The organism is Halorubellus sp. JP-L1 (assembly GCF_011440375.1).
GTDB lineage: Archaea > Halobacteriota > Halobacteria > Halobacteriales > Natrialbaceae > Halorubellus.
The window spans coordinates 342825-369393 of the sequence record NZ_JAAOIR010000003.1; the positions used below are offsets into that span (position 1 = coordinate 342825).

A 26569-nucleotide genomic window follows, 5' to 3' on the forward strand; every position below is an offset into this window, starting at 1 on the left:
ACAGAATCAGAACCGCCCACACACCCAACTTCCCCCAAATCAAACTAGTCAAGTCATGGACGACCACGATCGGTCGAAAGACACGGGTACATCGTCGGAGCAGCCACCCGAGTATGGGGACAACGAGGATGATAGGTCGGGGAGTGAAGCCGGGCCCGACGAGGAGGTCTCCCGGACCGAACAGTCACTGGTTGCAGAGGAAGCCACGGGCGCAGACGAAGCCGAGCAGGGATCGCACGAACGCTCTGGGCACCAGATGGATGACGAAGATAATGGACACGATCACGGTGACCACGGTGGAATGCACGAAGGGCACGAGCAGATGTTCCGTCGGCGCTTCTTCGTCTCGACGCTCCTGTCGATTCCCGTCCTCCTGTACAGCGAAGCGCTACAGGGGTGGCTCGGCTTCTCGGTCCCGACGTTTCCGGGCAGCGAGTGGATCAACCCCGTCTTCGCGATAATCGTCTTTGCGTACGGTGGGGTTCCGTTCCTCCAGATGGCGGTGCCGGAACTGAAAGACCGGGCGCCGGGGATGATGACGCTCATCTCGATGGCGATCGTCGTCGCGTTCGTCTACAGCCTCGCCAGCGTGATCTTCCCGACGGAGTCGGCGTTCTTCTGGGAGCTCGTCACCCTCATCGACATCATGCTACTCGGGCACTGGATCGAGATGCGGTCGGTGCGGCGGGCCTCGAGTGCAGTCGACGAACTCGCGAAGCTCATGCCCGACACGGCCGAGCGGATCACCGACGACGGCGAGACCGAGGAAGTTCCAGTGAGCGACCTGACGGAAGACGACCTCGTGCTGGTTCGGCCGGGCGCGAGCGTGCCCGCCGACGGCGTCGTCGACGAGGGAGATTCGGACGTCAACGAATCGATGATCACCGGGGAATCGAAACCCGTCTCGAAGGAGCCCGGCGACGAGGTCATCGGCGGGACGATCAACGGCGACGGCAGTCTCCGCGTTCGCGTCGGTGCGACGGGCGAGGAGACGACGCTCGCGGGCATCATGCGTCTGGTCGAAGACGCTCAGCAGAGCAAGTCCCAGACGCAGGTGCTGGCCGACCGCGCTGCCGGCTGGCTGTTCTACGTTGCGCTCGGAGCGGCGGTCGTGACGGCCATCGCGTGGACGGTCGCGGTGTCGTTCGACGCGACAGTCATCGAGCGCGTCGTCACAGTTCTCGTCATCGCGTGCCCGCACGCGCTCGGGCTCGCGATCCCACTCGTCGTCGCAATCAACACGTCACTCGCGGCCCGGAACGGTATGCTCGTCCGCGACCGCATCGCGATGGAGGACGCACGGAACCTGGACGCGATCATCTTCGACAAGACGGGAACGCTCACCGAGGGCGAGCACGGCGTCGTCGACATGGCGACCGTCGACGGTGTCGACGAGGACGACGCGCTCGCGCTGGCGGCGGCCGTCGAGAGCGACTCCGAACACATGATCGCGCGAGCCATCCGCGAGGCCGCCGACGACCGAGACCTCACCCCGCCCGACGCGACCGACTTCGAGGCGATCAAAGGCAGGGGCGTCCGCGCGAACGTCGAGGGAAGCGAGGTGTACGTCGGCGGCCCGAATCTGCTGACTCAGCTCGAGAGCGAGGTCCCCGATCACCTCCAGCGCTTCGCGGACGAAGCCGGCCAGAACGCACAGACCGTGGTGTATCTCGTTCGCGAGGGCGAGCGGAGCGAGCCCTCGGAGAGAGCGAGCGGCGAAGCCGAGAGCCGCGGGAGCGAACTGGTTGCCGCGTTCGCGATGGCCGACGTAATCCGAGAGGAGAGCTACCGCGTCGTCGACGCCCTCCACGGCCTCGGGGTCGAGGTGGCGATGCTCACCGGTGACTCCCAAGACGTCGCTGATGCAGTAGCCAGCGAACTGGGCATCGACACGGTGTTCGCGGAGGTCCTCCCCGAGGACAAGGACGAGAAAGTGCAGGAGCTGCAGGACCAGGGGAAGCTCGTGGGGATGGTCGGCGACGGCGTGAACGACGCGCCCGCGTTGACGCGAGCCGACGTCGGCATCGCGATCGGGAGCGGGACGGACGTCGCGGTCCAGTCGGCGGACGTCATCCTCGTCCAGAACAACCCGCTGGACGTGGTTCGGCTCGTGAAGCTCAGCAAGGCGAGCTACCGGAAGATGCAGGAGAACATCGTCTGGGCGGCCGGCTACAACGTCTTCGCCATCCCGCTCGCCGCGGGCGTTCTCGCCCCGATCGGGGTCCTCCTGTCGCCAGCAGTCGGCGCGCTCCTGATGTCACTGAGCACGGTCATCGTCGCGATCAACGCCCAGCTGCTCCGCCGCACCGATCTCACCGTCCCCGACCTCCCGACGATGTCCGCTTCGGGCCGTGCGCAGCCATCGGACTAGCCTGTCGTCGTCTGGAACGCGTCATCTCGGACGACGAGTATCGCCCAGTACACGTCGCCCTGGTACCGCACAAGGTATCTGCCGCTCAGATCTTCGCCGCCGTCCTCGTCGAGCCCGCGGGCCTGTTCGTGGCCTCGGAACCGGTCGACGAACGCCACGAAGGCGTCCGACGGCGTCTCGTCGGGACCCACGACGAATCGACCGTCTTCGCTCGCCGTCTCGACGATGTCTCGCTGGGCGTCCGAAAGCCCGGCGAGTTCGAACGCGAACCGCTCGCGCATCCGCCGGCCGTACTCGGCGGCCGTCGCCACCTGGTTGGCGGTATATCGATAGGTATTGAGCGTCGTATCGTAGGCGTCGTCGACGACCCATTCGGCTTCAGCGCCGTCGTCCCAGGTGACGTACGAGTACTCCGACTCGGGAACGAGGACGGACTGCTCGCGCTCGGCGTCAGTGTAGAGGAACGTCGTCCCGATGCCGACCGGGTCGCCATCGGCGAGCCCGCGAGCAGCGAATTGGGCTCTGTCGACCGCGGGCAGGTCAGCGAACCGAATTGCTGCTGCCTCGTTCACCGAGTCCGTGACGACGTCCACTTTCACGGAGTAACTGGTCGCGGGCGTCTCCTCGATCACCGCCCGTGAGAGCTCGTAGACGCCATCTCGGTACGCGATGTGTCGCCCGTCGGGTAGTGGCGGCCGCGTCGCCTCCGTGGTGGCGCCGTCGTCGAGGATCCGATCGAACAACTGGGCGGTCTCGTCGTCGCCTTCGGCGGGCCGAACCGTATAGAGCACCTTCGACGGGAGCTCCGCGTCGGGTATCGTCGACAGTTCGAACCGCGCCGTCGGGACCTCCGCGACGGCGTTGCTTCCAGTCAATCCGCCTGAACTGAGGCAGCCAGCGGCGAACGCGGGAACGGACGTAGCGGCGGCCGAGAGGAGGGCACGGCGGCGCATGACCGACACCTCTCGGAGACGCTCGAAAAGCTTTGTGTCGGGTCGGTCGGCCGCGCAAGTGCGGATGGTGACTCGACCAGGGACTGGAGCCCATCGAGCAATCCGTGGACCTCCCGCGTGCCGGGAATCGAAAACCGGGTTTATGTTCCGGTCCCGTGAAGGGAGACACATGTACGACCGAATCCTCCTTTCGACGGACGGGACGGCCGCATCCGAACGCGCCGAAGCGCACGCACTCGACCTCGCAGCCGCGCACGACGCGGTCCTCCACGTCCTCTACGTCGTCGACGAGGACGTCGTGACGGCGTACAGTGGCGACGAGTACGTCGACGCAGCCGAAGGCCCCGAGCACGGCCTCGAAGAACGCGGCGAAGACGTGCTCTCGGAACTCCGCCGCCGGGCATCGGACGCCGGCGTCGCCGTCGAGACGGCGATGCACCACGGTCGCCCCGCCGAGACCATCGTGGCGTACGCCGACGACCACGACGCGGACCTGCTCGTCCTCGGCACCAAGCGGCGACCCGACGAGTACCGGGCGTTGCTCGGGAGCGTCACCGACCGCGTCCTCCGCCTGACGACCCGTCCGGCGACCGTCGTGAAGACCGAAGTCGAAGCGTGACGGCGACCGCGGCGTGACCGCCAGGGCGCCCCGTCCTGGCTCCGCGTCTAGCGCGCGGTGTAGCCGCCGTCGACGACGAGCGTGTGTCCGTTGACGTACCTGGCCCCGTCGGACGCGAGGTAGACCGCCGCGTGCCCGACGTCTTCCGGTTCGCCGAAGAACGGCGCCGGTATCGCGTCGTCCAGTTCGGGGCCTTGCTCGGGGTCGGCGATCTTGTCTTCGGTCATGCTCGTCCTGACCACGCCCGGTGCGATGGCGTTGACAGTGATCCCGTCGTCGGCGTAGTCGAGCGCGAGCTGACGCGTGAGGTTCACGATGGCGCCCTTGGTCGCGCAGTACGCGGCGGCTTCCTCGCGGCCGACGAGCCCGAGTTGCGAGGCGACGTTGATGATGCGACCGTGGTCGCCGTCGGACAGCTCGGGGACTGCGTGCTGGAGGACGTGATAGATGCCGTCGACGTTCACGTCGAACGTTCGATTCCAGTCGGCGGCCGGCGTGTCTGCGACCGTGCCCTTCGGGAAGACGCCGGCGACGTTCGCGACGACGTCGAGCGCGCCGAGTGCGTCGACGGACCGCTCGACGAGCGCCTCGGCGTCCGAGGGGTCCGCGACGTCGGTCTCGACGAACGCGCCGCGTCGACCGCGTTCGCGGACGAGTTCGTGCGTCGGCTCGGTGGCGTCGGCGTCCTTCGGGTTGCGCTGGAGGTCGCCGACGACGACGTCGGCGCCGGCGTCCGCGAACGCGAGCGCGATCCCGCGACCGATCCCGGACGCGCCACCGGTCACGAGCGCGGCTTTGCCGTCGAGCGCGACACTCATAGATTGGTGAGGAGTCTCTCGGCGTTGTCGTGGAGGACTGCGTCGGCGTCGTCCGGGGCGACGGTCTCGACCGTGTCGACGAACGACGAGAGTTCGGCGTCGTCCCTCGGTTCGAACGGATAGTCCGTCGCGAACAGGACGTTCGATGCCGGGACGGCGTCGAGCGCGTTCCGGAGCGGGGCTTCGTACCCGAAGAACCCCGAGCTGTCGAGGTAGATGCGGTCGCGGAGCTGCTCGAGGAACGCGTCGTAGGGCTTGACGCGTTCCTGGCCGGGCCAGCGGCCGTCGTCGAGCTGGATGTGGATGCGGCCGAGCATGCTGGCGATGTTGCCGCCGAGGTGGTGGTAGACGAGGTCGAGGTCGGGGTGACGGTCGAGGACGCCTTCGTGGATGACTTTGCTGATGCTTTCCGAGAGTGCGGCTTCGCGCCCGAAGATGGCGTTCAGTTTCCAGTCGTCGGATAGCGCGTCGGGATGCAGGGACTCGTGGAGCTTCGGGTGGACGAGTATCGGTGCATCTCGGGCTTCGGCGACGTCGAACACCGCTTCGAGGGCGTCGTCGGTGAGTTCGACGCCGTTCGTCTTCGTCTCGAGCGCGCCGCCGTTGTAGCCGGCGTCGAGCGCGCGCTCGAACTCTCGGGCGGCGGCGTCGCCGCCTGCGCTCACGGGGATCGCTGCGAGTCCGTAGAACGCTTCGTGCGCGTCGACGATGTCGAGGAGTGCGTCGTTCGCGGTGGCGACGGCGTCGGCGTCCTCGTGACCCATGTAGTAGGGCTGGGAGAGTGCGGCGTGGCTGATGCCCGCGGCCGCGTACGTCTCGAGGAGGTGGTCCGGGTCGTGCAGCATCGGGCCGATGACGTCGCGGACCGGGCCGTTGTCGATCGGTTCTGGGAAGGTGTCGAGGGGGAAGAGATGTGCCCCGAAGTCAATTGCCATGTGATCTCACGTACCGTATGGCATACCTACACGCATACGCCTTCAATTTAACTATCCGAAATAGAAGAGTTGTGAATGTACGATACTGGGCGTGGGTCGCGTTCGGCGTAGATTATCTCATTCCCGAGGAACGAACTCGCCGTAGCCGGGTTCTCCGACGACCTCGCCGTCGCGGACCACCGGCGTGCCACGGACGAGCGTCGTTTCGGGGACGCCCTGGACGGTGTAGCCGTCGAACGGCGTCCACCCACACTTTGCGACGACGTCCTCGTTTCGAAGCGTCTGCTCGCGGTCCATGTCCACGACGACGAGGTCGGCGTCGCTCCCGACGCGGAGCGCGCCCTTCCTCGGGTAGAGGTCCAGGATCTTCGCCGGGTTCGTCGCGAACACCTCGACGATCCGCTCGAGACTCACCTTGCCTTCACTGACGCCGTTCAGCAGCAGCGGGAGCACCGTCTCGACGCCCGGGATACCGAACGGCGCGTCGAACACGTTCTCCTCGCCCTCGGCCTTCTGCTCCAGCGTCGACGGTGCGTGGTCCGCGTTCACCATGTCGATCTCGCCGTTCGCGAGCCGGTTCCACATCTCCGCGCGGTCGCTCTCCTCGCGCGCCGGCGGCGTGAACATCGTGTACGGCGCGTCCTCCACGACGTCCTCCCGGGTGAGGTAAAAGTACTGCGGGCACGTCTCCGCGTACACCTCGACTCCCTGCGATTTCGCGTGGTTCACCTGGTCGATCAACTCGGGATGCGTGAGGTGCGCGAACCAGAACGGGACGCCGGTCTGTTTCGCGATCTGGAGCGTCGTCGACACGGCCACCTGTTCGGCGTCCTTCGACCGCCACTCGGGGATGATCGAGCCGTCCGTCCGCCCCTCGGCCTTGATCCGCTCCTCGTTCCGGTTCAGCATCAGTTCGTCCTCCGGATGAACCATGCTGATGCCGCCGACGCGTTCGATCTCCTCGTAGAGGTCGTGCATGTCCGCGCTCTTGAGCGCCGGCACGCCGTGGACTTCGCACGTGAAGCTCTTGTACGCGAGCGTCCCGACGTCCTCGAGGCCCGCGATCTCGTCGACGTTGTCGGGGTGGCCGCCCGCGAGCAGACCGAAGTCGACGCGGGCGCGCTCCGAGAGGTACTCGCGCTTGTCCGTGAGGATGTCCGCGGTGAGCACAGTCGGGTCCGTGCGGTGATGTTCGCCGACGGTCGTGATGCCGCCGGCGGCAGCGGCCGCGGTGCCCGTCGGGAAGTCCTCGCGTTCCGTATCGCCCGGGTCCATCATGTGGACGTGCGGGTCGACGCCGCCGGGCAGCACGTGCTTGCCCGCTGCGTCGACGACGGTCTCCGCCTCGAAGTCTCGTTCGGGGGAGAGTATCGCTGCGATCGTGCCGTCGTCGATTGCGACGTCGGCACGGACCGTGTCTGTGTCCGTGACGACCGTTCCACCCGCGATGACCGTATCGTAGGACATACCCGAACATCGACGCACCACCATTTTAGGTTTTCTACGAGATTCAACTCTACGGGACGGAATAAAACCTGAAAGTCCCAGATGGTTCGGAAATGTCCCCCGATTCTTCCGTCCGTGTAGATAGAAGCGGTTAGACTTATTGTCCACGAGGCCGACCACGCACCCGTGTCAATCGTTGTCGTTTCGACAGGCGGTACCATCGCATCGACCGAGGACGCGGGCGGCGACGCCAGCCCGGACCTCACCGGCGAGGACCTCGTCGCGGCCGTCCCCGGACTCGACGAGATAGCGACCATCGAGACTCGCGACTTCGCGAACGTCCCGAGCCCGCACTTCACCGTCGACCAGATGGGCGACCTCGCGGCGTTCGTCGAGGACCTCGACGCCGACCCTGACGTCGACGGGATCGTCGTCACCCAGGGGACCGACATCCTCGAGGAGACCGCGTACTTCCTCGACCTCTGCTACGATGGCATCGCCCCGGTCGTCGTCACCGGCGCCATGCGGAACCCGTCGCTCCCCAGCCCGGACGGCCCGATGAACCTCGCGACGAGCGTGCGCGTGGCCGCCGACGGCCGCGCACGAGGCGACGTCCTCGTCGCGTTCAACGAGCGCGTCCACGCCGCACGCGAGGTCACGAAGACGAACTCGATGAACGTCGACACCTTCCGCACTCCCGAGTTCGGGCCGCTGGCCGTCGCCGACGAGAGCCGTCTGACGTGGCGACGCGAGTCCATCGACCCCGACCCCGCGTTCGACGTCGACGTGGACGACCTCACGAACGACGTCCACGCCGTCACCGCGACCGCGGACATGCCCCCCGCACAGGTCGCCGCCGCCGGCGACGCGGCCGCGCTCTGTCTCGCCGCAACCGGTGCCGGACACATCCCGCCAGCTATCATTCCCGCACTCGAGTCGCTACGCGACGCCGGCGTCCCACTGATCGCGACCACGCGATGCCCCGAGGGCCGCCTCGCGCGCGAGACCTACGGCTTCCGCGGCAGCGAAGCCACTCTGCAGGAACTGGACTGTTACTACAGCGACCTCAACCTCCAGAAGACCCGCATCAAGGCCATCGTCGCGCTCGCGGCCGACGCCCTCGACGACGCCTTCGACGCACCCGGCAACTAGCGACGCCCCGAATACCGCCATCGGTCAGCTATCCCCGTCGGGATCACCGTCTCGACGTCCCGTATCGATATTCTCCACATCCGTCACGGAAGCCCGACCTCGCAGAAACGCACGGAGTACAGTAGACGGCGAAAACGAGCGGGAACGGCGCCTAGACGTCGAGTTCCATGACCGTCTTGGTCAGGTACTCCTCGAGTTCGTCGAACTTGTCCGTGTGGCGCGTGCTCTCGTCGCGCGGCCGCGGGATGTCCACGTCGACGACCTCGTGGACCTCGCCCGGTCGCGGCGACAGGACGACGATGCGGTCGGACAACCACACCGCCTCGGAGATGTGGTGCGTGACGAACACGGTCGTCTTCTGGATCTCCTGGTGGATGCGCAGGAGCTCCTGGTTCATCTTCCGTCGCGTCAACTCGTCGAGCGCCGCGAACGGCTCGTCCATCAGGAAGATCTCGGGATTGTAGACGAACCCGCGCGCGAGCGCGACGCGCTGACGCATCCCACCGGAGAGCTCCTGTGGCTGGTGGTCCTCGAACCCCGCGAGCCCGACCGTGTCGAGCATCTTCTCCGCGCGCTCGCGAGCCTCCTCCTTCGGGGTACTCGTTCCCTTGACCTCGAAGGGGAGGAGGACGTTCTCCATGACCGTCCGCCACGGCAGGAGGACGTCCTCCTGGAAGAAGAACGAGATGTCGTTGTTCTTCCGCGCCTCCTCCGCGGTCTTCCCGGAGACGTGAATCTCGCCGGCGGTCTGGGGGATGATGTCCGCCAGGCACTTCAGGAGCGTCGTCTTCCCGCAACCGCTCGGGCCGATGATCGAGACGAACTCGTCGTCGTGAATCTCGAGGTCGATGTCCTTCAGCGCCTGCGTCGGCGCGTCCGTGTCCATCCCGTAGATCTTGTCGACCGAGTCGATCGAGATCTTCACGTCGCGGTCCTCTCGCAGGACGTCGTTCGTCGCGGCGTCGTCGGTGCTCATCGCGTGGCACCTCCGCTCGCCTGGGATCCCCAGTCGACGATCCAGCGTTCGAGGTACATCATCAGGCCGAACCACGCGGTCGCGAAGGCGCCGATAATGATGAGCGCGCGGAACAACAGCAGCGTGTCGAGCTGGTTGTTCGCGACGATGATGAGGTAGCCCAGGCCCTGATTCCCGACGAGCCATTCGCCGACGACGGCGCCGACGAAGGCCAGGGCGACGCTGATGCGGAGCGCCGAGAAGATGTACGGCACGGCGTTGTACAGCTTCACCTTCCGGAAGACCTCCCAGCGACTCGCGTTCAGCGAGTGCATGAGCTCCTTCGTCAACTGGTCGGTCGAACTGAACCCCGCGATGCTGTTGACGAGCGACGGGAAGAACGTCGTGATCGTCGCAGCCGCCAGGATCGGGCCGGTGTTGACGCCCATCCAGATGATGAGCAGCGGCGCGAACGCGACGACCGGAAGCGAACGCAGCATGATGACGTAGGGGTAGATGGATCGCTTGAGGACGGTGAACTCGGCCATGACGGCGCCGAGCGTGATCCCGATGAAGTTCCCGACGGTCCACCCGAAGAACGCCTCCCAGAGCGTCGCCTCCATGTGCGGCGCGAGTTCGCCGAACTGGCCGTCGAAACTCGTCACGATGTCCAACGGCGTCGGCAGCACGTACTGCGGGATCTCGTAGAACCTGACGCCGAACGTCCAGATCCCGATGAACGCGACCAGGAACGCTGCCGGGTACTTGTAGTCGTCGGCGGCGCGAACGATAGACGACTTGACGTTGGCCGGCAGCATTCTATCTTTCGTGCTCATCGCTCAATTCGGCCACTGGAGTTCGCCGTCGCTGCTGTGGACGGCTTCGACGTACGTGTTGCTCACCAGGTCGGACTCCGCCGTCGCCGCGTTCTCGCTGATGGCGCCGACGCTCACGCCCATCTCCTGCACTTCGGCGTAGTCGCCGGGGTCGTTGTAGCCGACGCCGTTCTCGTCCCAGCTGTCGTCCGGCCGGAACTCGAGGAACTGCTCGAAGTTCGACTTCTCGACCTCGATCGGGTCGACGCCCTCGAGGAAGACGTTCGCGTCGACCGCTTCGAGGCGATCGAGCGTCATCTCCGCGAACTTCGTCTTGTTGCTCTCGTCGAGGCTGTCCTCGCAGGCCTTCGACCAGGCGCGCGTGAACTCCCGGAGCGTGTCCGGGTGCTCGTTCGAGAACTGTTCGGTCGCGAGCGCGACGTTCCCGCCCGCGTTCGTGTAGTCCTTCGCCTCGACCACGTTGAACTCCTCGCCCCTGAGCCGGAGGGAGTTGTAGTCGGAGTTCGTGGGGTACATCGACAGCACGTCGACGTTCCCCTCGGTGAGGTTCGTGACCGAGTACCCGACGAAGCGCTGGTTGATCTCGTCCCGCTGGCTCTGCGAGATCCCCTCCTCGTTGTAGATGTGGGGCGTGACCCAGTTCCGGTCCGCTTCGTTCTGGAGCCCGAGGACGTTCCCGGGCCAGTCGGCGACGCCTTCGATGCCCGAGTCGCCCTGGGCCGCGTAACTGAGTGGCGTGTTGCCGATGGTGGTGAACACCGTCTCGACGGGAATGCCGCGTGCGAGTGCGGTCGTGTACGAGAACGGGGTTCCGACGACGACGTCGTACTCGCCGCCGACGAGCACCTGGAGCGGGTTCTGGACGGACAGCGAGACGTCGATGCTGACGTCGAGGCCGACCTGCTCGAAGTAGCCGAACTCGTCGGCTCCGGTCATCGGCGAGAACACCATGTCCGGGAAGTACGTGAGGAGGACGTTGACGGAGGACTGGGAGAGTCCGTCGTCGGATTGGGTGGTGGTCGTGCCGCTGTTGCCGCCGCCGTCCCCACCGTCGCCGCCATCGCCGCCGTCGCCGCCGTCCTCATCGTTGTTGTTGCCAGTACATCCTGCGAGCCCCGCGGCGACCCCTGCGCCGGTCCCCTGCAGGAAGCGCCTCCGATTTACCGTGTTCATTGATACCAACGTCCCCATGTAATGCAACACCCTCACAAGTAACTTTGGGAAAATGTAGACTAATTTAGCAGAATGGCGTTATATTTCTAAAATAATCCCTTATCTATGTAGGTGGCAAGCATATCTCTCTCGATTGTATAGAATTACTAATTTTCTCTTCCGCCACCAGTTGTTGAAAGTCCCCGCCGTCGACAATTACCGGATACATACCGCAGAGGTCGACTCGGTCACGGTGCCGAGCGGACGCAGATCGGCGACGACGACGGATAGATCCACCAGAAGGAGACTCGAACCGATGCGGGTCGCCGCACCGCCTCCGCGACGTACGACCTTCCCGACTGTCGTACTACGAGGAAATTCCCTGCGATTGCGGAGGCACAGCAGCGGAGGCGTCACTCCTCCTCGGGCGGGGCGATCTCGAGGGACTCGTCCCTCTCGGAGAGGACGACGCTCCCCTCGTCCGCGACGGACCGAGTCATGATGGACGATTCGTAGCTGCTCACGCCCTCGATGTTGTGCAGCGTGTCGTGGACGAAGTTCTGGAACTGTTCGTTGTCGCAGAACCGGGCGTCGAAGATGACGTTGTGTGTGCCCGAGAGCACCCAGAGCTTGAACACGCACTCGTGTTCGGCGAGTTCGTCCGCGATCTCGTCGGTCCTCCCCGCCTCGACGCTCAGGCCGAACGCGACGGTGAGGTAGCCGAGTTCGGCCGGGTCCGTGAGGACGGTGAACTTCCGGATGATGCCCTTCTCGCGCATCTCGTCCATGCGACGTCGAACGGTGTTCCCCGTGATATCGAGGCGCTCCCCGATCTCGTTGTACGTCGCACGGCCGTCCTCGTGGAGGACTTTCAAGATCCGCTTGTCCGTCTCGTCCAGATCTCTCCCAGACATACTCTCCCGTTGGAAAGATACGTATTTAACCGTTTTCGTGTTAGATATGGTCTTCCTCGGTCCGCACAGGTTCGGATATCCACGGGGAGAGCGCGTCCCTGCGACGGAGCTGGTCTCGCGGTCGAGTCGAACGGATCGCTTCTACGTGGCCCCGTCAGGACGCGACAGCGCCGGGTAGTCAGGCGTCGAGTTCGTCGAGCGCCTCCTCGAGGGAGAGGACGCGCCCCAGCGCCTGGTCGATGTTCATGAGGCCGAACTCGTGGAACTCCTCGCCGTCCATGCTCCCGACGCAGTCCTCGACGACGACGGCCTCGTAGTCCCGGTTCGTCGCCTCGAAGCACGTGCACTGCACGCACGTGTTCGTGTTGACGCCCGCGATCACGAGTTTCTCGACGTCGTGGGTCCGGAGCACGAACTCGATGTCGGTGTCGACGAACGGCGAGTACCGCTTCTTCGGCTGCAGTACCACGTCCTCCGGCTCGTGGAGCTCGGGGAGGATGTCCAGGCCCTTGCTCCCGATGATGTTGTGCTCCGAGATGGATTCCCGGGAGTCGCCCTCGCTCTCCTCGGTGGCGCTCCACTTCGGATTCGAGAGGATTTCCCGTGCGTCACGGTACCCGGTCGTGACGTGGATGACGGGATATCCCGCGTCGCGCGCTCGAGTCACGAGCGTCTCGGCGTGTTCGACGACGCGTTCCCGCGTCGACTCGGGAACGGGGAGCGTGGCGATCTCGGGGTCGAGGTGGCCGTGATGGAGGTCCACCGTGAGTATGGCAGTCTTCTGCATCAGTAGGATATAGCATATCCACGTTAGTATAAATATCCTACGGGCCTAATCGAATTCTGCAACCCGATTATCTCTAACATCTCCACGAAACCCGGTTCCAGCCCCATAATTTTATATTGGTATTGTCCCATGGGGGATGTAGGATGCTACCCACTGACGACCACCAGATCAGGCAGATCGGGGAGACGCTCCGCGAACGACGCGGCGACGACTACAGCGACGTCCGGTTCTCCGACGCCGAGTACGAACGCCGCTACGAAGCCGTCCGAGAGGAGATGTTCTTCCGAGGCCTCGACTGCCTCGTCGTCTACGGCAGTTCAGCGCACACCGACTCGAACCAGGCCAACATCCGGTACCTGAGCGGGTACATCGATCAGATCCAGTCCTACGTCGTCTTCCCCTACGAGGGCGAACCGACGCTCTACGCCGACCTCTACCCGCACGTCCCGGACGCGCACCTCATGAGTCACATCGACGACGTACGCTGGGGGACCGAGGACAAGGGCCAAGCCGTCGCCGACCGAATCGACGAACTCGGGTACGAGGACGGAGACATCGGGTTCGTCGGATCGCCCGGCCCCGCAGCCACCGAACTCCCCGCGAACGACTACCTCACACTCACGAACGAACTCGAGGACGCGGAGTTCAGCTTCGTCTCCGACCTCATGGACCGCATCCGCCTCAAGAAGAGCGAGGAGGAACTCGACGCCATCCGAGAGGGCGTCGCACTCACCGACAAGGCGATGCGCGCACTCGAGGACGCCGTCCGCCCCGGCATCACCGAACGCGAACTCAAACAGGAACTGATGTCCTCCTACCTCGACGACGGCGAGTACTTCTTCCAGCTCCTCGGCAGCACCAGCATGCACGACCCCGACATGCCGTATCCCTGGGAGCACCAGTCCGACCGCGTGCTCGAGGAGGGCGACGTCGTCCTCACCGAGATCAGCGCCCGAAACACCCAGGGGTACTCCGGGCAGATCCTGCGCGGCATCGCCGTCGGCGAAGAGCCCACCGACCACTACCAGGAACTGTACGACGTCGGCGAGCAAGTGTTCTACGACGTCCTCGACGTCCTCGAACCCGGGGCAACGACCCAGGACGTCCTCGACGTCGCCAGTCCACCCATCGAGAGCCGCGACTGGACCGTCCACGCACCGATCATCCACGGCTGGGGGTTAGGCATCCAGCGGCCGCTGATCGGCACCGAGAACGAGGGCGGCTTCCCGAATCCGCCGTTCCAGTTCGAGGAGGGCCACACGGTCGTCGTGGAACCGAACCCGGTGGCGAGCGACCAGCTGAGCGGGATGTTCCTCGGCGAATACGTCCACATCACGAGCGACGGCGCCGAACGACTGCACGACTACCCAATGGAGTTCGTCCAATCATGACCGAATACGACTACCACGACTGGGGGCTCCTCGTCGACGGCACGTTCGGACCGAGCGAGAGCGGCGACCGGTTCGACGTCGAGAACCCAGCAGACGGCACGACGATCGGCTCCGCGCCCGACGCGACCGCTGGCGACATGGACGCGGCCATCGAGGCCGCGGAGGACGCGTACGACGACACCTGGCAGCACGTCAGCGCACGCAACCGCGTCGAGTACCTCCTCGAGATCGCGGACCGGATCGAGGCCGAGTTCGACGAGTTCGTCCGCATCGAGACCCTCGAGAACGGGAAACCGCTCTACGAGTCCGAGAACGACGTCGAGGAAGCCATCCAGGGCTATCGCTACTACGCGGGTGCGGCCGACAAGCACCACGGCGACACGATCCCCGAGAAAGAAGGCCTGTTCGATTACACCGTGAACGAGCCCTACGGCGTCGTCGGCGTCATCATCCCCTGGAACTGGCCGCCGATGCACTCCGCGGACTTCACGGCCGCACCCCTCGCCGCCGGGAACACCGTCGTCATCAAACCGGCGCCGGAGACGCCGCTCTCGACGCTCAAGATGGCGGAGATCTGGGCGGACGTCCTCCCGGACGGCGTCGTCAACGTCGTCACAGGCGGCACCCCACCCGGCGCGCGACTGACCTCGCACGAGACGGTGAACAAGATCGCGTTCACCGGGCACGACGAGACCGGGAAGAAGGTCATGCAGGCGGCAGCGGAGAACATCACCGACGTCATGCTGGAACTCGGCGGGAAGAACCCGAACCTCGTCCTCCCCGACGCCGACATCGACGACGCCGTGGACGGCGCGTTCCACGGGATCTTCGACGGCCAAGGACAGGTGTGTGCGAGCGGGTCTCGCCTCCTCCTCCACGACGACGTCTACGACGAGTTCGTCCAGAAACTCGTCGCGCGCACCCGCGAGATGACGATTGGACCCGGTACGGACGAGGAGACCGACCTCGCGCCGCTCGTGAGCCAAGCGCAGTACGACAAGGTCACCGACTACGTCGACATCGGGAAAGACGAGGGCGCAACCGTCCTCTACGAGGGAACGGTCCCCGACGACGTCCACGCGGACGGCTACTACGTCCCACCAGTGATCTTCGGTGACGTCGACCCCGAGATGCGGATCGCTCGAGAGGAGATCTTCGGCCCCGTGCTCTCCGTGTTCCGGTACGAGAGCGTCGAGGAGGCCATCGAGATGGCGAACGATACCGAATACGGCCTGACCGGAGCGGTCTGGTCGACGAACATGGAGGTCGCGAACCGCGTCGCGCGCCGCCTCGAAGCCGGCCTCGTGTTCGTGAACAACTTCGTCAACGGCTTCCTCGGCGCCCCCTTCGGCGGGTACGGGAAGAGCGGAATCGGACGGAAGCTCGGGTTCGAGGAGACGATGGGCGAGTTCACGCGGACGAAGACGATCCGCACGGCGATCGCTGGCTCGGAACCCGGCGACCTGGACGAATACTACGACTAATACTGCCTCCCGCCCCGTCGCGGGGTCGGGAGCTGCCGTGTTGTGTCGGCGCGGACGCACTCATTCTTCCCGGAACGCTCGCCTGTCTTGCTAGACCTGCCCGTCATGGGGCCTCGGGGTCGGTCCAGCAGATAGCTTCCTGGGGGCGCGGCATCTGCTGTGACCGCGCGTTCCACGGGATTCGAGCACTCTGGCAGCGGTCGTAGAGCCACAAATTCGCGATTCGTTCGCACGATCACGGGAAACGGGTTCGCGCTCGTGCTGGTCGGTTTCAAGACCCCGATTTCGGGGGAATTGTGTGCTCCTGTTAATTAAAATACTATTCCGTGGATGTTACTGACCAGTAGAGTCAGTTTGATACATGCATTCGCGTCACTCGACGCGCCGAGACTGTATAAATCACATAGTGCGATATCAAATCTGCGGATGCGTGTTTAGATGCGCTCGCAATCGCTCTGGGGGTGCTGACTGTTCGAATGCGGTCCTCTCGCCCTTCGAAGCGATATGGGAGCGGGCTCGTTTCTCCGACCGGTACGAGTGGCCGTTCTAGTCGTAGATTCGACCTCGGCCGTCGGCGCCGATCTGTATACGGTACCCGAGGTAGTCGAACTGGACGGAACCCTCCGAGCGGTCGCTGCGCGGAGCGGGCGCCTCGAAGAGAGCGTCGAGTGCGTCGGGGTCGAGGGCATCGAACAGGGGCGGGAGCGTAGTCACGTCGGCGTCGACGTGGTCGTCGAGTGCTTCGACGAGACCCCGGGAGGGTCCGTCGGCCGGTGACCATTCGAACGTTCGGACGGGGTCGTGCGCGCGCAGTTGATCCTCGTTCATCGACATTGGCCCTTATCGCGTGTCGCCGTTGAGGGTTGGCCCGCCATTGGGAACGTGTTCTTACGTCTCCTCGGGGGCGTCGTCCAGCGCATGGACGAGCGTGTCGGCGATGAGGTTCCGGGTGCCGCGGCGGAGGCGTTCGGAAATGGCGCGTCGCGAGACGTCGAATCGCGTGCCGAGCTCCATCTGCGAGATGCCGCGGGGTTTGTCGTAGTAGCCGTCCTGGAACGCGGAGACGAGCGTCTCGCGCTGGATGTCAGTGAGCTGGCGGTGGTCGTGCTCGCGGAGCGTCTCCAGGTCGTAGAGTCTGTCGAGCGTGATCGGGTACCCGTGGTCCTCGAAGAGCACTCGGAAGTCGTTGAACGCGTCCCGGTCGCTGGTCCGGACTTCGAACCGCCAGTGTTCGGCGGTCCCGACGGCTTCGACGATCGTGGCGTCGATGTCTTTGAGTCCGTCGACGAGCGCCTCGTTCGCGCCCCACTTCGCGCGGAACAGCGCCGTGTCTTCGACGCGTTCGAGTTCGCGGAGGTCGTCGATCTCGCCCTCGAGCGCGGCCTGCTCCATGAAGGCTTCGGGCGTGCTGCCCTGGACCCAGAAGAACGGGAGCGCGGACTCGTCCGTGGGAACGATCTGGTCGACGGTAATGACGACGTCCGGCATCTCGTCGAGGGTCTCGCCGAACGGGAACGACTCCGATGGGATCGTGAACTCGGCGACGCAGAGCATGCGTTCGCGATTGGGGACGGATGGTTTGGGATTACTGCAGGCAGGTGCGGGTCGTCGGACACGCGCGGAGGTTGTCCGTTGCCGTCGACGGCAATCGTACGATCGAAACCGCTCGTGGACTGGGAGGAATCGCAGCGGTCGACCAATTGTTCCCGGCGGCGGCGGTGGCGACTGATCGGAGCGACGAGTTTGATCGAGAGTTGGATCGACGAGTCGGATCGACGAACGCAAGCGACGGATCGCTGCAATAGTCCAACACAGCGGTTCGTCACGTCAGTTCGAACGCATTGCTAACGACAGCTGTTTGCAACATCTGTATGCAATCGCCGTTTGTAACAATCGTTTGTAATGGCCGTTTGAAGTAAATGTTTGAAACGTGTGTTCGTATCATTGGCCGTGGCCAATTGTATGCACCAATCGATACAATCAGCCGTTTGTATCACTTAGTGCAAACTACTATTTGAAACAGCCGTTCGTAACGTAGTTTTGGAACAACTATTCGAAACAACCACTTGGAACTGTTGTTCGTACCGCCCACGTATGGCGATCGGGGGGCACACGAGTCGGGTCGAGCGTCGAATCGAGCTGTCGAGTCGGCCGCCCGGCTCGAGTGCGAGGTGTCGCCGAGAGGTCGTTTCGGGGAGCGCGGTCACGATCGCGGCGATACTGTTCCAGTCGCGACGGCGCGGGACGCCTACGTGTCGGCCCCTTCTGCGAACCACCAGTCCTCCAGGAGGGCGTTGCCCGTGTATCGGATGCGAGTGGACCCGTCGACAGTCGTGACGACGTCGGCGGCGACGAGCTTCGGGAGGTGACAGTGGTGGATGGAGGCCTCGAGTGCGTCGGGGTTCCGCGGGGAGTCCAGGAGGTCGGCGACGGTGGACGCGAGGACGTCCGGGGAGGAGCTCCCATGCGTGTGGAGGGCGGCGAGCATCGCTCTGCGTTCGTAGCTGGCGAGTGCGTCGAGCGTCAGCGAGGTCGTCTCGGGGTCGGCGAGGGCCTGCGAGTCGAGGAGGGTTCGGAACGCGGAGTCCGACCAGAGCGGGTGATCTGTGCGGCCGACCGCGTCGTCGGTCGTTCGTTCGACGACGCCTTCGGCTTCGAGCGTGGGGAGGTGCACGTGGTGGAGGTCCGACTCGAATTGTTGGACGACGGCGTCGGGAGGGTCGTCGATGGATTCCTGCGTCTCGCGCGCGACGATGAGTCGAACGAGGTGGGCCTGTGGGATGGGTGCCTGCCGTTCGTCGACGATGGAGAGGATCGTGCGACGGCGTTCGTCGGCGAGGGACGCGTAGAGCGATGGATCGTCGGTCGCGTCGCGTTCGCGGGCTGTCCCGTGCCGTGTCGGCGTGTTGGCGTGGCTTTCCATCGGTCCTAGCCAGCACCCATCGGGAGGTAAGTCGTGTCACTAATAGATTAGCGTCTACATTCCGAGGCGTGGATGCCGTCGGTGCATCGGTCCATTCGTCCGCTGCTGATTCGGGTCGGTCGCGAAAGTAGACGAGTCGGTCGGTCGGACGCGACGGTGGACGAGCCGTCCGGCGGACGCGTCGGACGATTGTGGTCCGACGACGATACACCGGGGGCGTTCGTTCGGGGTCCGTGACTGGGTCGGATAGCACCGGACGTGGCCGCTTGCAGTGGGAAGCCGAATCGCTATGCGCGCTACAGACCCATGCTCGGGCAGATGTCTCAGTCAGCGACGAAACTCGTCAAGGATGCACTGGAGAGCAAGGTGGCGCAAGCTGACGCGAAGTCCCGCGAGTCGCGGACGATCACGCGCTCGGAGCTGGAGGACGTCGTCCGGGAGGGCGTCCGCGAGGGGCTGTCGGAGTACGAGCGAGAGCAGGGGCGCGGTCAAACCGAGGACGTCGAGGCACGGAGCGACGCGTCCGCGTCGGACGAGTCGTCGTCCGCGGGAGGCGGCGTAGGTGCACTGGTCATGCTCGGGTTGTTCGTCGCGGCCGTCGTATATCTTCGTCGTCGGTCCCAGCGCGCGGGCAATTCCTCGGGCACGTAGCACCCCGACGGTTCTGGTGGGTTTCGACCGCGAGCGCGGGGATGGTTCGTGAGAACGGGTACGTCCTTAGGCGGTAGCATTATGCCTTCAGTAGTGGAATCACGGACGAACGCATGAGTACGATAGTAGACGCGAGTATGGACGCGGAGGAGTTCGCGCTGCACGCCACGCTCTCCGAGTACCCGAGCGCTCGGTTCGAGGTGGCGCGCGCCATCGCGACCGGCGGCGACGAGGTCATACCGTTCGTCTGGGCGTCGGGCGCGCCAGTCGACGAGATCGAGGCGGCGATGCGTGCGGATTCGTCGACGAAGTCCGTGGAACTCGTGAGCCGGTTCGACGAGGAGGACCTGTTCCAGGTGTCGTGGACGGCGCGCGTGCGGACGCCGTTCGAGGCGCTCCTCGGGGAGGACGGGGCGGCGCTCCTGGACGCATCGACGAAGGGCACCGAGTGGTGCTTCCGGCTCGTCTACCCCGGGGACGTGTCGACCGACGCGGTCGGCGTGGAGTGCGAGGAACTGGGCGTGGATCTGGACGTGGATCGCGTGTACTCGCTGTCGGACGCGTTCACGCGCGATCACTTCGAGCTCACGGAGAAACAGTACGAGACGATCCTGGCGGCGTACGAGGCTGGGTACTACGACATCCCGCGGAAGATCAACCTGAAGGAGCTCGCGTGCGAGCTCGACGTCTCCCATCAGGCGCTCTCGGAGCGCTTGCGGCGCGGGCACGAGGTCCTGATGACGAACAGTCTCGGGATGGAGTTCGAGGGGTCGCTCGCGGGAGCGGGTGGCCCGGACGGTGGCGTGTCGGGGCCGCCGCTCGCGGGCTCGCGCGAGGAGTGATCGCTCGGTCGACCGACTGCGAGATACCCCGTGGCTGGTTCTGGAGTGCGTTGGCGTCCGCGCGTCGAGCGAGCGCTCTCACGACAGCTGTTCTCGGAGCCGGTAGCGGTGCCGGTTCGGGCTGACCGCGAGCGCGACGCCGACGTGGACGACGAGCATGACGGCGAGGAAGACGGAGTTCCAGAGGGGGTCGTTGTAGTAGATGAGGTCGATCCCGAGGGGTTGGTTGTAGAGCGGCCAGAACGGTTCGATGGGCGTTGAGATGTCGGGCGCGGAGAGGATGTCCGCGAAGACGTGGGCGGTGCCGCCGAGGAAGAACGCGAGCGAGGAGAACGCGAACATGCTGCCGGCGTCGAAGCGATCCCAGCCGAGCCAGCGGTCGAGTGGCTTCGTGAGGACGGCGGCGGCGAGTGCGCCGGCGACGATGCTCGCGGCGGCGACGAACACGACCGTGTGCGTGACGCCGTGGTGGTGGACCTCGGCGGGGAACCACCGCGAGAGCCAGAGGTCGATGTCTGGCAGGAGTGACGTGACGAGTCCGAGTCCGACGAAGGCGATGCTGACCCGGCGGCTCCAGAGGAACCACGCTGGGAGGAGGAAGAGGAGTCCGAACGCGAGGTGACCCATGATGTCGACCATCGTACGTCGACGTACTGGCGTCGGGTGCAAAAACGCCGCGCCTGCGTGGGCAATACGCGACGGCCGGACGTGAAAGTCTCGATAGACGTCACATCGCTGATAATGCATGTGAGGCCGAGGCTTTAACGGTCGTCGTGGAGTGCGTCTACGAAGAGATGGCTACGACAGGCGTTTCGGAGCGTGACGTGGGTCGATCGAGTGGGAACGGCCGGTTGTCGCCCGACGACCTGTTTCACTCGCTCCAGAATAAACGGCGTCGGCGAGTCCTTCGAACGCTCATGGACGCCAGCGAGGAACCGCTCGCGATGGGTGACGTCGCCGAGGCGGTCGCGGCGGCGGAGAACGACTGCCCCGAGCGACTCGTGTCGTCTGACCAGCGAAAGCGCGTGTACGTCGCGCTCTACCAGAATCACCTCCCGCAACTGGACGACGTGGGGTTGATCGAGTACGAACAGAGCCGGGGGCGAGTCGCGACGGGGCCGGCGCTCGAGCAGGCCGCGGCGTGCCTCGAGATGACGGCCTCGGTGGACGCTCCCGACGGCGGTGAGACCGGCGGCGGGACCGATGGCGGCGAAACAGCCGTTGCGACGGCCGGCGACCGCGGTGCGTCGTCGGCGTCGTCGACGGACGGCAACGACGATGTCGACGGCGACGAGACGGGCCGGGTCGCACGCGCCGAGGGGTTCGCGGACGACGTTGCCACCGTCGCGGCGGGTGCGAGTGGCGTGGTCGCCGCCGTCGGCGTGATCGCACTGGCTGTGGTCTGGTATGGCGTCCTCGCCGCGTCGACGGTGCTCGCAGCGGTCGTCGTCGTCTCGCTGCTCGCGTTCTTCGTCACGGTCGGACTCGCCCATCGGTAGCGATCGCGATCGATTCCCGGTCCGACCGATGCTCGGTCCGACCGATGCCCGGCCCGTCTTCCAGAACTTCAGTAATCGACTCGTGTTCCGGATAATCGGGGCTTATCGGCGGGGGCAAACGCGACGCCGTGCGTCGTTCGTCTCGCCGTCGAGCCTCGTAGAACTAGGTTGCTTTACAGTAGTAAGTCTGTAAACCCAGGCCCGGTTCGAAAGCGATCGTTACCGGTCATCTGCGACGGTGACGAGACCGGAATGGGCGTCGACGGACGCTCGCGACTCGACGAGTAGCGACGAACGACGCCCGACGACCGTCCAGGAGGGCGACTCCATCGTCGAACCGTCCAGCAATCGACCTCGAGAACGAATCCCGCCACAGTCCAACCCCGGTCGCTTTCGCGGCGGGAAACGCGACGTTACCATCGAGGACCGAGCGAGCACACGGCTCTCGACCCGTCTATATCGCCCGCCAGCGGTGGTGATGCGGTCGCGACGTCGAGTCGATCGGATACGGGGCCGATAACTAATACCGGTCCTTCCGTCTGCCCGGTTGCAATGGCGAATATCGAATACACTGACAGCGACGAAGGGAAGAAAGTCCTGAACGCACACGGCGACGAGATCGGTCGAATCACAGAGGTCCGCGGTGACACGGCGTACGTCGACCCCGACCCGGGCATGATGGACACCATGCGGTCGAAGCTCGGCTGGGGCGACGCGGACGACGAAACCTACCCGTTACAGGACGGAGACGTTACGGAGATCACCGACGACGCGGTACACGTCCGTCAGTTCTAACCACTAGCGTTCTGCCCGCTGTCCGAGCGCGTCGGGCGACCGACAGCATCGAGCGACACGATCGCGGCAGGTGATCGACGCCGCCGACCCGACCGGGGCCGTCGTCCGTGACCGCACGACGGCCCGCTCCCCCTCCTTCGGCCCCCACCTCGAACCAGTTCGATGCAGCGACCCCGACGACCACCTGCCGGGAGCGATATCACCCCAGGAACTCTCGCAGACGGCCCCGCGTCGGGCGTCGTAGTCGCCTCGCGATTCCGGCACCGGTCGTCGCTTCGCGACCCGCGTCCGCCGGTGGAACCTTGCACGCGCCAGCGATAGCTGTAACCTCGCAAGTGGACAGTAACGTACAGTAGTGAGTTTCCCGACCAGCAACGCCCCGGGCGGACGGACGAATAGACACGACGATGGCGCCGACTGGCGGGCACGCGTGCGTCGACGCCGCCGCGACACCGCGGGGACGATCGTCGCCCGACTGCTCGCGATCAGACGGTACACCGACCGAGTTCACGCCGAACGATCGACAGGCGTCCGCCAATCTCGGCGGTCCAGGGACGGTCGCCCGTCGGTCAGTACGAACCGCGAGCGACGCCGGGACGTCGACGGCGTCGCCGAGCCCGAGCGGTCGCGGCGGATCGCCGGAGACGGAGGCAGTCCGCGGTTCACGGTCCGCGAGATCGATACTGGACTCCTCGTCGTCGCGGACCTCAAGGGCGTCGTCCGCGACGACCAGCAGACCGAGATCGACCTGAGCGACGACGGACTCATCCTCACGGTCGACAACCGCTTCGCGTGGCGCGTCCCCGTGGAGGACGGCCACTCGAGCATCACCGACGTCTCCCTCAACAACGACGTCCTGGAGGCCAGAGTGGATGTCGGCGACTGATCGGCACGACCCCGCGGCGGGCGCGAGCGAGGTAACGAGCACGAACGAGGAGACGAGCACGGAGATACCGAGCGCGAACGAAATGCCGAGCGCGAACGAGGTGACGTTCGCGGGATGAGTTCGAACGCGAGCGCGCCGTCGATGCGTCACCGCGACGAGAACCCGCCCGACGACGTCTGTGGGTACGTGCACGATCTGACGACCGTCGAGGACGTCGGCGGGGCGTGCTGTTATCGCCCGACGCTCGAGGGGGGCGACCACTGTATCTGGCATAGCGAGGACGAGACGCGGCCGAGCGTCTCCTTCGACGACAACCTCCCGGACCCTGGCGAACGCCTCGACGGCGCGCACGTACCCGCTGTCAAGCTCGTCGACACGGACGCATTCGAGGGGTGCTCCCTGATCGGAGCGACGTTCGACGCCACGATCCTCCGCGGATCGTCCTTCCAGAAGGCGGACCTGCGCGAAGCCGAATTCCAGCGCGTCGACGCGCGCGGCGTCGACTTCTCGGACGCCAACCTCTCCGGCGCGTCCGTCCACGGGACGGACTTCCGCGACGCGAGCTTCGCACGCTCGCGGTTCGACCAGGCCATCATCTCGAACACGCGCGTGAACCGCTCGACGACGTTCGGGGGAACGACCGAGTACGAGCGCGAACTGGAGCACGCCGAGTCCAAGGAGGCGTACCGGAAGGACGCCGAAGCGGCGGTCTGGACGTACCGGGAGATTCACGGACTGTTCATCGAGAACGCGCTCCCGCTGGAGGCGCGCGAGTACTACAACAAGGAGAAGGACACGCGTCGGCGATTGGCGTGGCACATGGGCCACTACCCGCAGGCGATCAAGGCGGAGGCGTCGAAGTGGGTGACGGGCTATGGGATGAACCCGTACCGCGTCATCGGCACCGCGGCCGTGGTCATCGTCGTCTGCGCGTTCCTGTTCCCGCTCACGGGCGGCATCGAGGAGACCACCGGCGACGACACCGCGCGGTGGTCGCTCGGGAACCTCTCGGGCAGTCCGGCGTACATCGGCCACGTGATCGTGAAGAGCCTCTACTTCAGCACGATCACGTTCACGACGCTCGGGTACGGCGACATCACTCCCGTCGGCACGACGGCGCGCGTGATCGCGGGCGTCGAATCGCTACTGGGTGCACTCCTCACCGCACTCCTCGTGTTCGTGCTCTCGCGGCGCATCAGCTGACCGCGCTGACCGGGCGCTCTCAACTCGCGCCCCTTCGACGGTTCGACGGGCTCGGGCGGCAGACCAGCTTCTAGCCGACGTGGTGACTCGTGCGTAATCGACGAAAGAAGTGGACCGTCCAGCGGAGCAGGGATCGCTCAGTGCCGCTCGCTCAGTACTGCTGGCTCGGCTGGGGCTGGCCGCCGCCCTGGAAGGACGAGAGCATCTGCTGGCTGGACTGGATGGCCTTCGAGAGCGCCTCCGCGCACTCCTGGCAGTGCCCGTGCTGGTGCTGGGCGCACTCGCGAGCGCACGCGTCGGCGGCCTCGATGAACACGCTGATGAGGTCCAGTCCGAACGCGGAGTCCCGCGTCATGAACGAGACGTTCAGCGACGCGAGATCCGCGACGTCGCGACAGAGCCGCAGGCACTCGTTCATCTGCGGGCCGTCGTCGATGCACTGTTCGGCACACCACTCCGTGACGTTCGCGGCCTGCACGAGGTCGTGGAGCGCGACCCGCATCTCGTTCGTGAGCGCCTCGTCGAGCCTGAGCTCTCGCTGCCCGCCGCCCTGCTGGCCGCCCATCGGCTGCGCGCTCATCTGACCGCCACCGGCCTGCATTCCGCCCTGCATCCCCTGCTGGCCGGACTGGCCGATCGCGGACTGCGCACCCTCGGTGTACCCCTGGGTGCCCTCGGGGATCTGCCCCTGCTGCTGGATTCCCTGCTGGCCCATCTGCGACGATTGTCGGCCCATCTGCGACGGCTGCTGGCCCATCTGGGACTGGCTGGACGGTTGACTTCCGATACCCTGCTGCTGTTGTGGTTGTTGCATCATGGTCGTTGTATTGGTGGGTCGTTTTGTCTGTGGAAGCTGACGGCCGCGCGTGGTCGCTCGCGACCGTTCGCTAGTCGACGCGACTCGGTCGCCGCGAGACGCGCCGAGGGGTTCGCTACAGCGTCAGTGCGAGTGCTCGCTGCGACCGGACGACCCGCGGTGCTGGGACTGGCCCTGCTCCTGCTGACTCCGCTGGGCGAACTGCTGTCCGCCCTGGGAGCCCGACTGGTGCCCGCCCTGGGAACCCGACTGGTGCCCCTGGTCGGACAGCCCTTCCTCGCCGACGTGCTCGAGGTCGCCGCCGAACTGGTGCTGCTCGCCGCGCTGCCCCTCGAACTGGCCCTGCTGCTCGTACTGACCACCGGTCTGCCCGTGGCGCTCCTGCCCCATCCGGCTCGTCATGCCCTGACCGTACTGGTCGGACTGACCACTCCCACCGGAGTGGCCCTGGCTACCCTGGAATCCCTGGCCACCGGACTGGTGCTGTCCCGTCTGGGACCGACCAGACTGCCGTTGCGAGCCCTGATGTTGTGACCCGTGCTGGCCCTGCTGACCCTGCTGTCCGTGCTGGCCCTGCTGGCCGTGCTGGCCCTGCTGGCCGTGCTGGCCCTGCTGTCCGTGCTGGCCCTGCTGGCCGTGCTGGCCCTGCTGGCCGTGCTGGCCCTGCTGGCCGTGCTGGCCCTGCTGTCCGTGCTGGCCCTGCTGTCCGTGCTGGCCCTGCTGACCCTGCTGGTGGCCCTGCTGACCCTGCTGGCCCTGCTGTCCTGTTCCACCGTGCTGCTGGCCGCCCTGGTGCTGCTGGCCGCCCTGGTTTTGCTGTCCGCTCTGGTGCTGCTGGCCCTGGAGCGGGTACTGTTGCTGGCCGCCCTGCTGGTGACCCATCCCGTGCTGACCTTGCTGGCCCTGCTGTCCTGTTCCACCGTGCTGCTGGTGACCCTGCTGGCCCTGCTGGTCACCGAACGAGCCACGGGAATGCTCGCTGTGTTGCTGACCCTGCTGGTGGCCTTGCTGACCGTGCTGGCCCTGCTGACCGTGCTGGCCCTGCTGACCGTGCTGGCCCTGCTGACCGTGCTGGCCCTGCTGGCCCTGCTGACCGTGCTGGCCCTGCTGGCCCTGCTGACCGTGCTGGCCCTGCTGGCC

28 protein-coding genes are annotated in these 26569 nt (G+C 65.6%); 14 read left to right on the forward strand and 14 right to left on the reverse strand.

All coding sequences use genetic code 11. The features are described from left to right. Nucleotides 1-301: 301 nt before the first annotated feature. On the forward strand, nt 302-2371 hold the full coding sequence (locus G9C85_RS15325; RefSeq protein ID WP_394352742.1) for a heavy metal translocating P-type ATPase: 2070 nt from the start codon (nt 302-304) through the stop codon (nt 2369-2371). Here the strand turns inward: G9C85_RS15325 and G9C85_RS15330 are convergent. Continuing rightward, the gene (locus G9C85_RS15330; protein WP_166041558.1) at nt 2368-3324 is read right to left on the reverse strand and encodes a hypothetical protein; all 957 of its coding nucleotides are present in this window, start codon (nt 3322-3324) and stop codon (nt 2368-2370) included. The two genes, G9C85_RS15325 and G9C85_RS15330, sit on opposite strands and share 4 nt — an antisense overlap. Before the next feature lie 169 nt (nt 3325-3493). On the opposite strand from G9C85_RS15330, the gene G9C85_RS15335 reads away from it, so the two are divergent. Beyond that, nucleotides 3494-3943, forward strand: a complete 450-nt coding sequence (locus G9C85_RS15335; RefSeq protein ID WP_166041560.1) for a universal stress protein — start codon at nt 3494-3496, stop codon at nt 3941-3943. Nucleotides 3944-3990: 47 nt separating this feature from the next. Here the strand turns inward: G9C85_RS15335 and G9C85_RS15340 are convergent, their stop codons facing one another. The 3 genes from G9C85_RS15340 to G9C85_RS15350 all read right to left on the reverse strand — a co-directional run bounded on the left by G9C85_RS15340 (nt 3991) and on the right by G9C85_RS15350 (nt 7163). Continuing rightward, complete coding sequence (locus G9C85_RS15340; protein WP_166041562.1) at nt 3991-4761, reverse strand: SDR family NAD(P)-dependent oxidoreductase; 771 nt, start codon at nt 4759-4761, stop codon at nt 3991-3993. After that, nucleotides 4758-5696 carry an amidohydrolase family protein gene (locus tag G9C85_RS15345; protein WP_166041564.1) on the reverse strand — a complete coding sequence of 313 codons (939 nt, stop codon included), beginning with the start codon at nt 5694-5696 and terminating at the stop codon, nt 4758-4760. Before G9C85_RS15345 ends, G9C85_RS15340 begins: the two co-directional genes overlap by 4 nt. 117 nt (nt 5697-5813) lie before the next feature. After that, nucleotides 5814-7163, reverse strand: coding sequence for a dihydroorotase family protein (locus tag G9C85_RS15350; protein ID WP_166041566.1), 1350 nt, complete (start codon nt 7161-7163; stop codon nt 5814-5816). A 165-nt stretch (nt 7164-7328) separates the two neighbouring features. On the opposite strand from G9C85_RS15350, the gene G9C85_RS19295 reads away from it, so the two are divergent. Beyond that, a complete protein-coding gene (locus G9C85_RS19295) occupies nt 7329-8294 on the forward strand; it encodes an asparaginase (protein WP_166041568.1) in 966 nt (321 codons plus the stop codon). 151 nt (nt 8295-8445) lie between these two features. Here G9C85_RS19295 and G9C85_RS15360 read toward each other — a convergent pair whose 3' ends face one another. From G9C85_RS15360 to G9C85_RS15380, 5 genes are all read right to left on the reverse strand, one after another. Continuing rightward, nucleotides 8446-9270 carry an ABC transporter ATP-binding protein gene (locus tag G9C85_RS15360; protein WP_166041570.1) on the reverse strand — a complete coding sequence of 275 codons (825 nt, stop codon included), beginning with the start codon at nt 9268-9270 and terminating at the stop codon, nt 8446-8448. Then, on the reverse strand, nt 9267-10085 hold the full coding sequence (locus G9C85_RS15365; protein ID WP_166041573.1) for an ABC transporter permease: 819 nt from the start codon (nt 10083-10085) through the stop codon (nt 9267-9269). The genes G9C85_RS15360 and G9C85_RS15365 overlap by 4 nt, the downstream gene beginning before the upstream one ends. 3 nt (nt 10086-10088) lie before the next feature. Continuing rightward, nucleotides 10089-11258: an ABC transporter substrate-binding protein gene (locus G9C85_RS15370; RefSeq protein ID WP_166041574.1), complete on the reverse strand. Its 1170-nt coding sequence runs from the start codon at nt 11256-11258 to the stop codon at nt 10089-10091. 392 nt (nt 11259-11650) lie between these two features. Beyond that, nucleotides 11651-12151 (reverse strand): Lrp/AsnC family transcriptional regulator, encoded by a 501-nt coding sequence (locus G9C85_RS15375; protein WP_166041576.1) that lies wholly within the window; start codon nt 12149-12151, stop codon nt 11651-11653. A gap of 178 nt (nt 12152-12329) precedes the next feature. After that, nucleotides 12330-12938 (reverse strand): cysteine hydrolase family protein, encoded by a 609-nt coding sequence (locus G9C85_RS15380; RefSeq protein WP_166041578.1) that lies wholly within the window; start codon nt 12936-12938, stop codon nt 12330-12332. A 143-nt stretch (nt 12939-13081) separates the two neighbouring features. Between G9C85_RS15380 and G9C85_RS15385 the strand changes: the two genes are divergently transcribed. Both G9C85_RS15385 and G9C85_RS15390 read left to right on the forward strand, forming a co-directional pair. Then, nucleotides 13082-14329, forward strand: a complete 1248-nt coding sequence (locus G9C85_RS15385) for a M24 family metallopeptidase (RefSeq protein ID WP_166041580.1) — start codon at nt 13082-13084, stop codon at nt 14327-14329. Beyond that, nucleotides 14326-15813, forward strand: coding sequence for an aldehyde dehydrogenase (locus G9C85_RS15390; RefSeq protein WP_166041582.1), 1488 nt, complete (start codon nt 14326-14328; stop codon nt 15811-15813). The genes G9C85_RS15385 and G9C85_RS15390 overlap by 4 nt, the downstream gene beginning before the upstream one ends. Before the next feature lie 546 nt (nt 15814-16359). Here G9C85_RS15390 and G9C85_RS15395 read toward each other — a convergent pair. The 3 genes from G9C85_RS15395 to G9C85_RS15405 form a co-directional block, all read right to left on the reverse strand. Beyond that, nucleotides 16360-16641 (reverse strand): HalOD1 output domain-containing protein, encoded by a 282-nt coding sequence (locus G9C85_RS15395; RefSeq protein WP_166041585.1) that lies wholly within the window; start codon nt 16639-16641, stop codon nt 16360-16362. Nucleotides 16642-16701: 60 nt separating this feature from the next. Further along, nucleotides 16702-17367 (reverse strand): helix-turn-helix domain-containing protein, encoded by a 666-nt coding sequence (locus G9C85_RS15400; protein WP_166041587.1) that lies wholly within the window; start codon nt 17365-17367, stop codon nt 16702-16704. Between the two features lie 694 nt (nt 17368-18061). Beyond that, a complete protein-coding gene (locus G9C85_RS15405) occupies nt 18062-18736 on the reverse strand; it encodes a helix-turn-helix transcriptional regulator (RefSeq protein WP_166041589.1) in 675 nt (224 codons plus the stop codon). Between the two features lie 318 nt (nt 18737-19054). Here G9C85_RS15405 and G9C85_RS15410 point away from each other — a divergent pair, with 318 nt between their 5' ends. Continuing rightward, the gene (locus G9C85_RS15410; protein ID WP_166041591.1) at nt 19055-19387 is read left to right on the forward strand and encodes a hypothetical protein; all 333 of its coding nucleotides are present in this window, start codon (nt 19055-19057) and stop codon (nt 19385-19387) included. A gap of 113 nt (nt 19388-19500) precedes the next feature. Continuing rightward, nucleotides 19501-20229, forward strand: a complete 729-nt coding sequence (locus G9C85_RS15415) for a helix-turn-helix domain-containing protein (protein ID WP_166041593.1) — start codon at nt 19501-19503, stop codon at nt 20227-20229. A gap of 78 nt (nt 20230-20307) precedes the next feature. Here the strand turns inward: G9C85_RS15415 and G9C85_RS15420 are convergent, their stop codons facing one another. Beyond that, nucleotides 20308-20868: a metal-dependent hydrolase gene (locus G9C85_RS15420; protein WP_166041595.1), complete on the reverse strand. Its 561-nt coding sequence runs from the start codon at nt 20866-20868 to the stop codon at nt 20308-20310. 278 nt (nt 20869-21146) lie between these two features. On the opposite strand from G9C85_RS15420, the gene G9C85_RS15425 reads away from it, so the two are divergent. The 5 genes from G9C85_RS15425 to G9C85_RS15440 all read left to right on the forward strand — a co-directional run bounded on the left by G9C85_RS15425 (nt 21147) and on the right by G9C85_RS15440 (nt 24612). Next, nucleotides 21147-21728 (forward strand): hypothetical protein, encoded by a 582-nt coding sequence (locus tag G9C85_RS15425; protein WP_166041597.1) that lies wholly within the window; start codon nt 21147-21149, stop codon nt 21726-21728. Between the two features lie 552 nt (nt 21729-22280). Further along, the gene (locus tag G9C85_RS15430; RefSeq protein ID WP_166041599.1) at nt 22281-22523 is read left to right on the forward strand and encodes a PRC-barrel domain containing protein; all 243 of its coding nucleotides are present in this window, start codon (nt 22281-22283) and stop codon (nt 22521-22523) included. A 430-nt stretch (nt 22524-22953) separates the two neighbouring features. After that, entirely contained in the window at nt 22954-23409 is a 456-nt protein-coding gene (gene gvpH, locus G9C85_RS15435) for a gas vesicle protein GvpH (RefSeq protein ID WP_166041601.1), read from the forward strand. After that, complete coding sequence (locus G9C85_RS19135; protein WP_275690785.1) at nt 23396-23527, forward strand: hypothetical protein; 132 nt, start codon at nt 23396-23398, stop codon at nt 23525-23527. Before gvpH ends, G9C85_RS19135 begins: the two co-directional genes overlap by 14 nt. Continuing rightward, nucleotides 23524-24612: a pentapeptide repeat-containing protein gene (locus G9C85_RS15440; protein WP_166041603.1), complete on the forward strand. Its 1089-nt coding sequence runs from the start codon at nt 23524-23526 to the stop codon at nt 24610-24612. Before G9C85_RS19135 ends, G9C85_RS15440 begins: the two co-directional genes overlap by 4 nt. A gap of 151 nt (nt 24613-24763) precedes the next feature. On the opposite strand, the gene G9C85_RS15445 is transcribed toward G9C85_RS15440, so the two are convergent. Then, complete coding sequence (locus G9C85_RS15445) at nt 24764-25426, reverse strand: four-helix bundle copper-binding protein (protein WP_166041605.1); 663 nt, start codon at nt 25424-25426, stop codon at nt 24764-24766. A 162-nt stretch (nt 25427-25588) separates the two neighbouring features. On the opposite strand from G9C85_RS15445, the gene G9C85_RS19005 reads away from it, so the two are divergent. Together G9C85_RS19005 and G9C85_RS19010 are read left to right on the forward strand one after the other, a co-directional pair. After that, nucleotides 25589-25963 carry a hypothetical protein gene (locus tag G9C85_RS19005; RefSeq protein ID WP_166041607.1) on the forward strand — a complete coding sequence of 125 codons (375 nt, stop codon included), beginning with the start codon at nt 25589-25591 and terminating at the stop codon, nt 25961-25963. Nucleotides 25964-25966: 3 nt separating this feature from the next. Further along, the coding region (locus G9C85_RS19010) for a hypothetical protein (RefSeq protein WP_240148914.1) at nt 25967-26569 on the forward strand (603 nt) is incomplete at its 3' end.

Bases quoted from the DNA above. Each gene is read 5' to 3' on its own strand.
- G9C85_RS15325 (WP_394352742.1), top strand. From the start codon at position 302: ATGCACGAAGGGCACGAGCAGATGTTCCGTCGGCGCTTCTTCGTCTCG.
- G9C85_RS15330 (WP_166041558.1), bottom strand. From the start codon at position 3,324: ATGCGCCGCCGTGCCCTCCTCTCGGCCGCCGCTACGTCCGTTCCCGCG.
- G9C85_RS15335 (WP_166041560.1), top strand. From the start codon at position 3,494: ATGTACGACCGAATCCTCCTTTCGACGGACGGGACGGCCGCATCCGAA.
- G9C85_RS15340 (WP_166041562.1), bottom strand. From the start codon at position 4,761: ATGAGTGTCGCGCTCGACGGCAAAGCCGCGCTCGTGACCGGTGGCGCG.
- G9C85_RS15345 (WP_166041564.1), bottom strand. From the start codon at position 5,696: ATGGCAATTGACTTCGGGGCACATCTCTTCCCCCTCGACACCTTCCCA.
- G9C85_RS15350 (WP_166041566.1), bottom strand. From the start codon at position 7,163: ATGTCCTACGATACGGTCATCGCGGGTGGAACGGTCGTCACGGACACA.
- G9C85_RS15360 (WP_166041570.1), bottom strand. From the start codon at position 9,270: ATGAGCACCGACGACGCCGCGACGAACGACGTCCTGCGAGAGGACCGC.
- G9C85_RS15365 (WP_166041573.1), bottom strand. From the start codon at position 10,085: ATGAGCACGAAAGATAGAATGCTGCCGGCCAACGTCAAGTCGTCTATC.
- G9C85_RS15370 (WP_166041574.1), bottom strand. From the start codon at position 11,258: ATGAACACGGTAAATCGGAGGCGCTTCCTGCAGGGGACCGGCGCAGGG.
- G9C85_RS15375 (WP_166041576.1), bottom strand. From the start codon at position 12,151: ATGTCTGGGAGAGATCTGGACGAGACGGACAAGCGGATCTTGAAAGTC.
- G9C85_RS15380 (WP_166041578.1), bottom strand. From the start codon at position 12,938: ATGCAGAAGACTGCCATACTCACGGTGGACCTCCATCACGGCCACCTC.
- G9C85_RS15385 (WP_166041580.1), top strand. From the start codon at position 13,082: ATGCTACCCACTGACGACCACCAGATCAGGCAGATCGGGGAGACGCTC.
- G9C85_RS15390 (WP_166041582.1), top strand. From the start codon at position 14,326: ATGACCGAATACGACTACCACGACTGGGGGCTCCTCGTCGACGGCACG.
- G9C85_RS15395 (WP_166041585.1), bottom strand. From the start codon at position 16,641: ATGAACGAGGATCAACTGCGCGCGCACGACCCCGTCCGAACGTTCGAA.
- G9C85_RS15400 (WP_166041587.1), bottom strand. From the start codon at position 17,367: ATGCTCTGCGTCGCCGAGTTCACGATCCCATCGGAGTCGTTCCCGTTC.
- G9C85_RS15405 (WP_166041589.1), bottom strand. From the start codon at position 18,736: ATGGAAAGCCACGCCAACACGCCGACACGGCACGGGACAGCCCGCGAA.
- G9C85_RS15410 (WP_166041591.1), top strand. From the start codon at position 19,055: ATGTCTCAGTCAGCGACGAAACTCGTCAAGGATGCACTGGAGAGCAAG.
- G9C85_RS15415 (WP_166041593.1), top strand. From the start codon at position 19,501: ATGAGTACGATAGTAGACGCGAGTATGGACGCGGAGGAGTTCGCGCTG.
- G9C85_RS15420 (WP_166041595.1), bottom strand. From the start codon at position 20,868: ATGGTCGACATCATGGGTCACCTCGCGTTCGGACTCCTCTTCCTCCTC.
- G9C85_RS15425 (WP_166041597.1), top strand. From the start codon at position 21,147: ATGGACGCCAGCGAGGAACCGCTCGCGATGGGTGACGTCGCCGAGGCG.
- G9C85_RS15430 (WP_166041599.1), top strand. From the start codon at position 22,281: ATGGCGAATATCGAATACACTGACAGCGACGAAGGGAAGAAAGTCCTG.
- G9C85_RS19135 (WP_275690785.1), top strand. From the start codon at position 23,396: ATGTCGGCGACTGATCGGCACGACCCCGCGGCGGGCGCGAGCGAGGTA.
- G9C85_RS15440 (WP_166041603.1), top strand. From the start codon at position 23,524: ATGAGTTCGAACGCGAGCGCGCCGTCGATGCGTCACCGCGACGAGAAC.
- G9C85_RS15445 (WP_166041605.1), bottom strand. From the start codon at position 25,426: ATGCAACAACCACAACAGCAGCAGGGTATCGGAAGTCAACCGTCCAGC.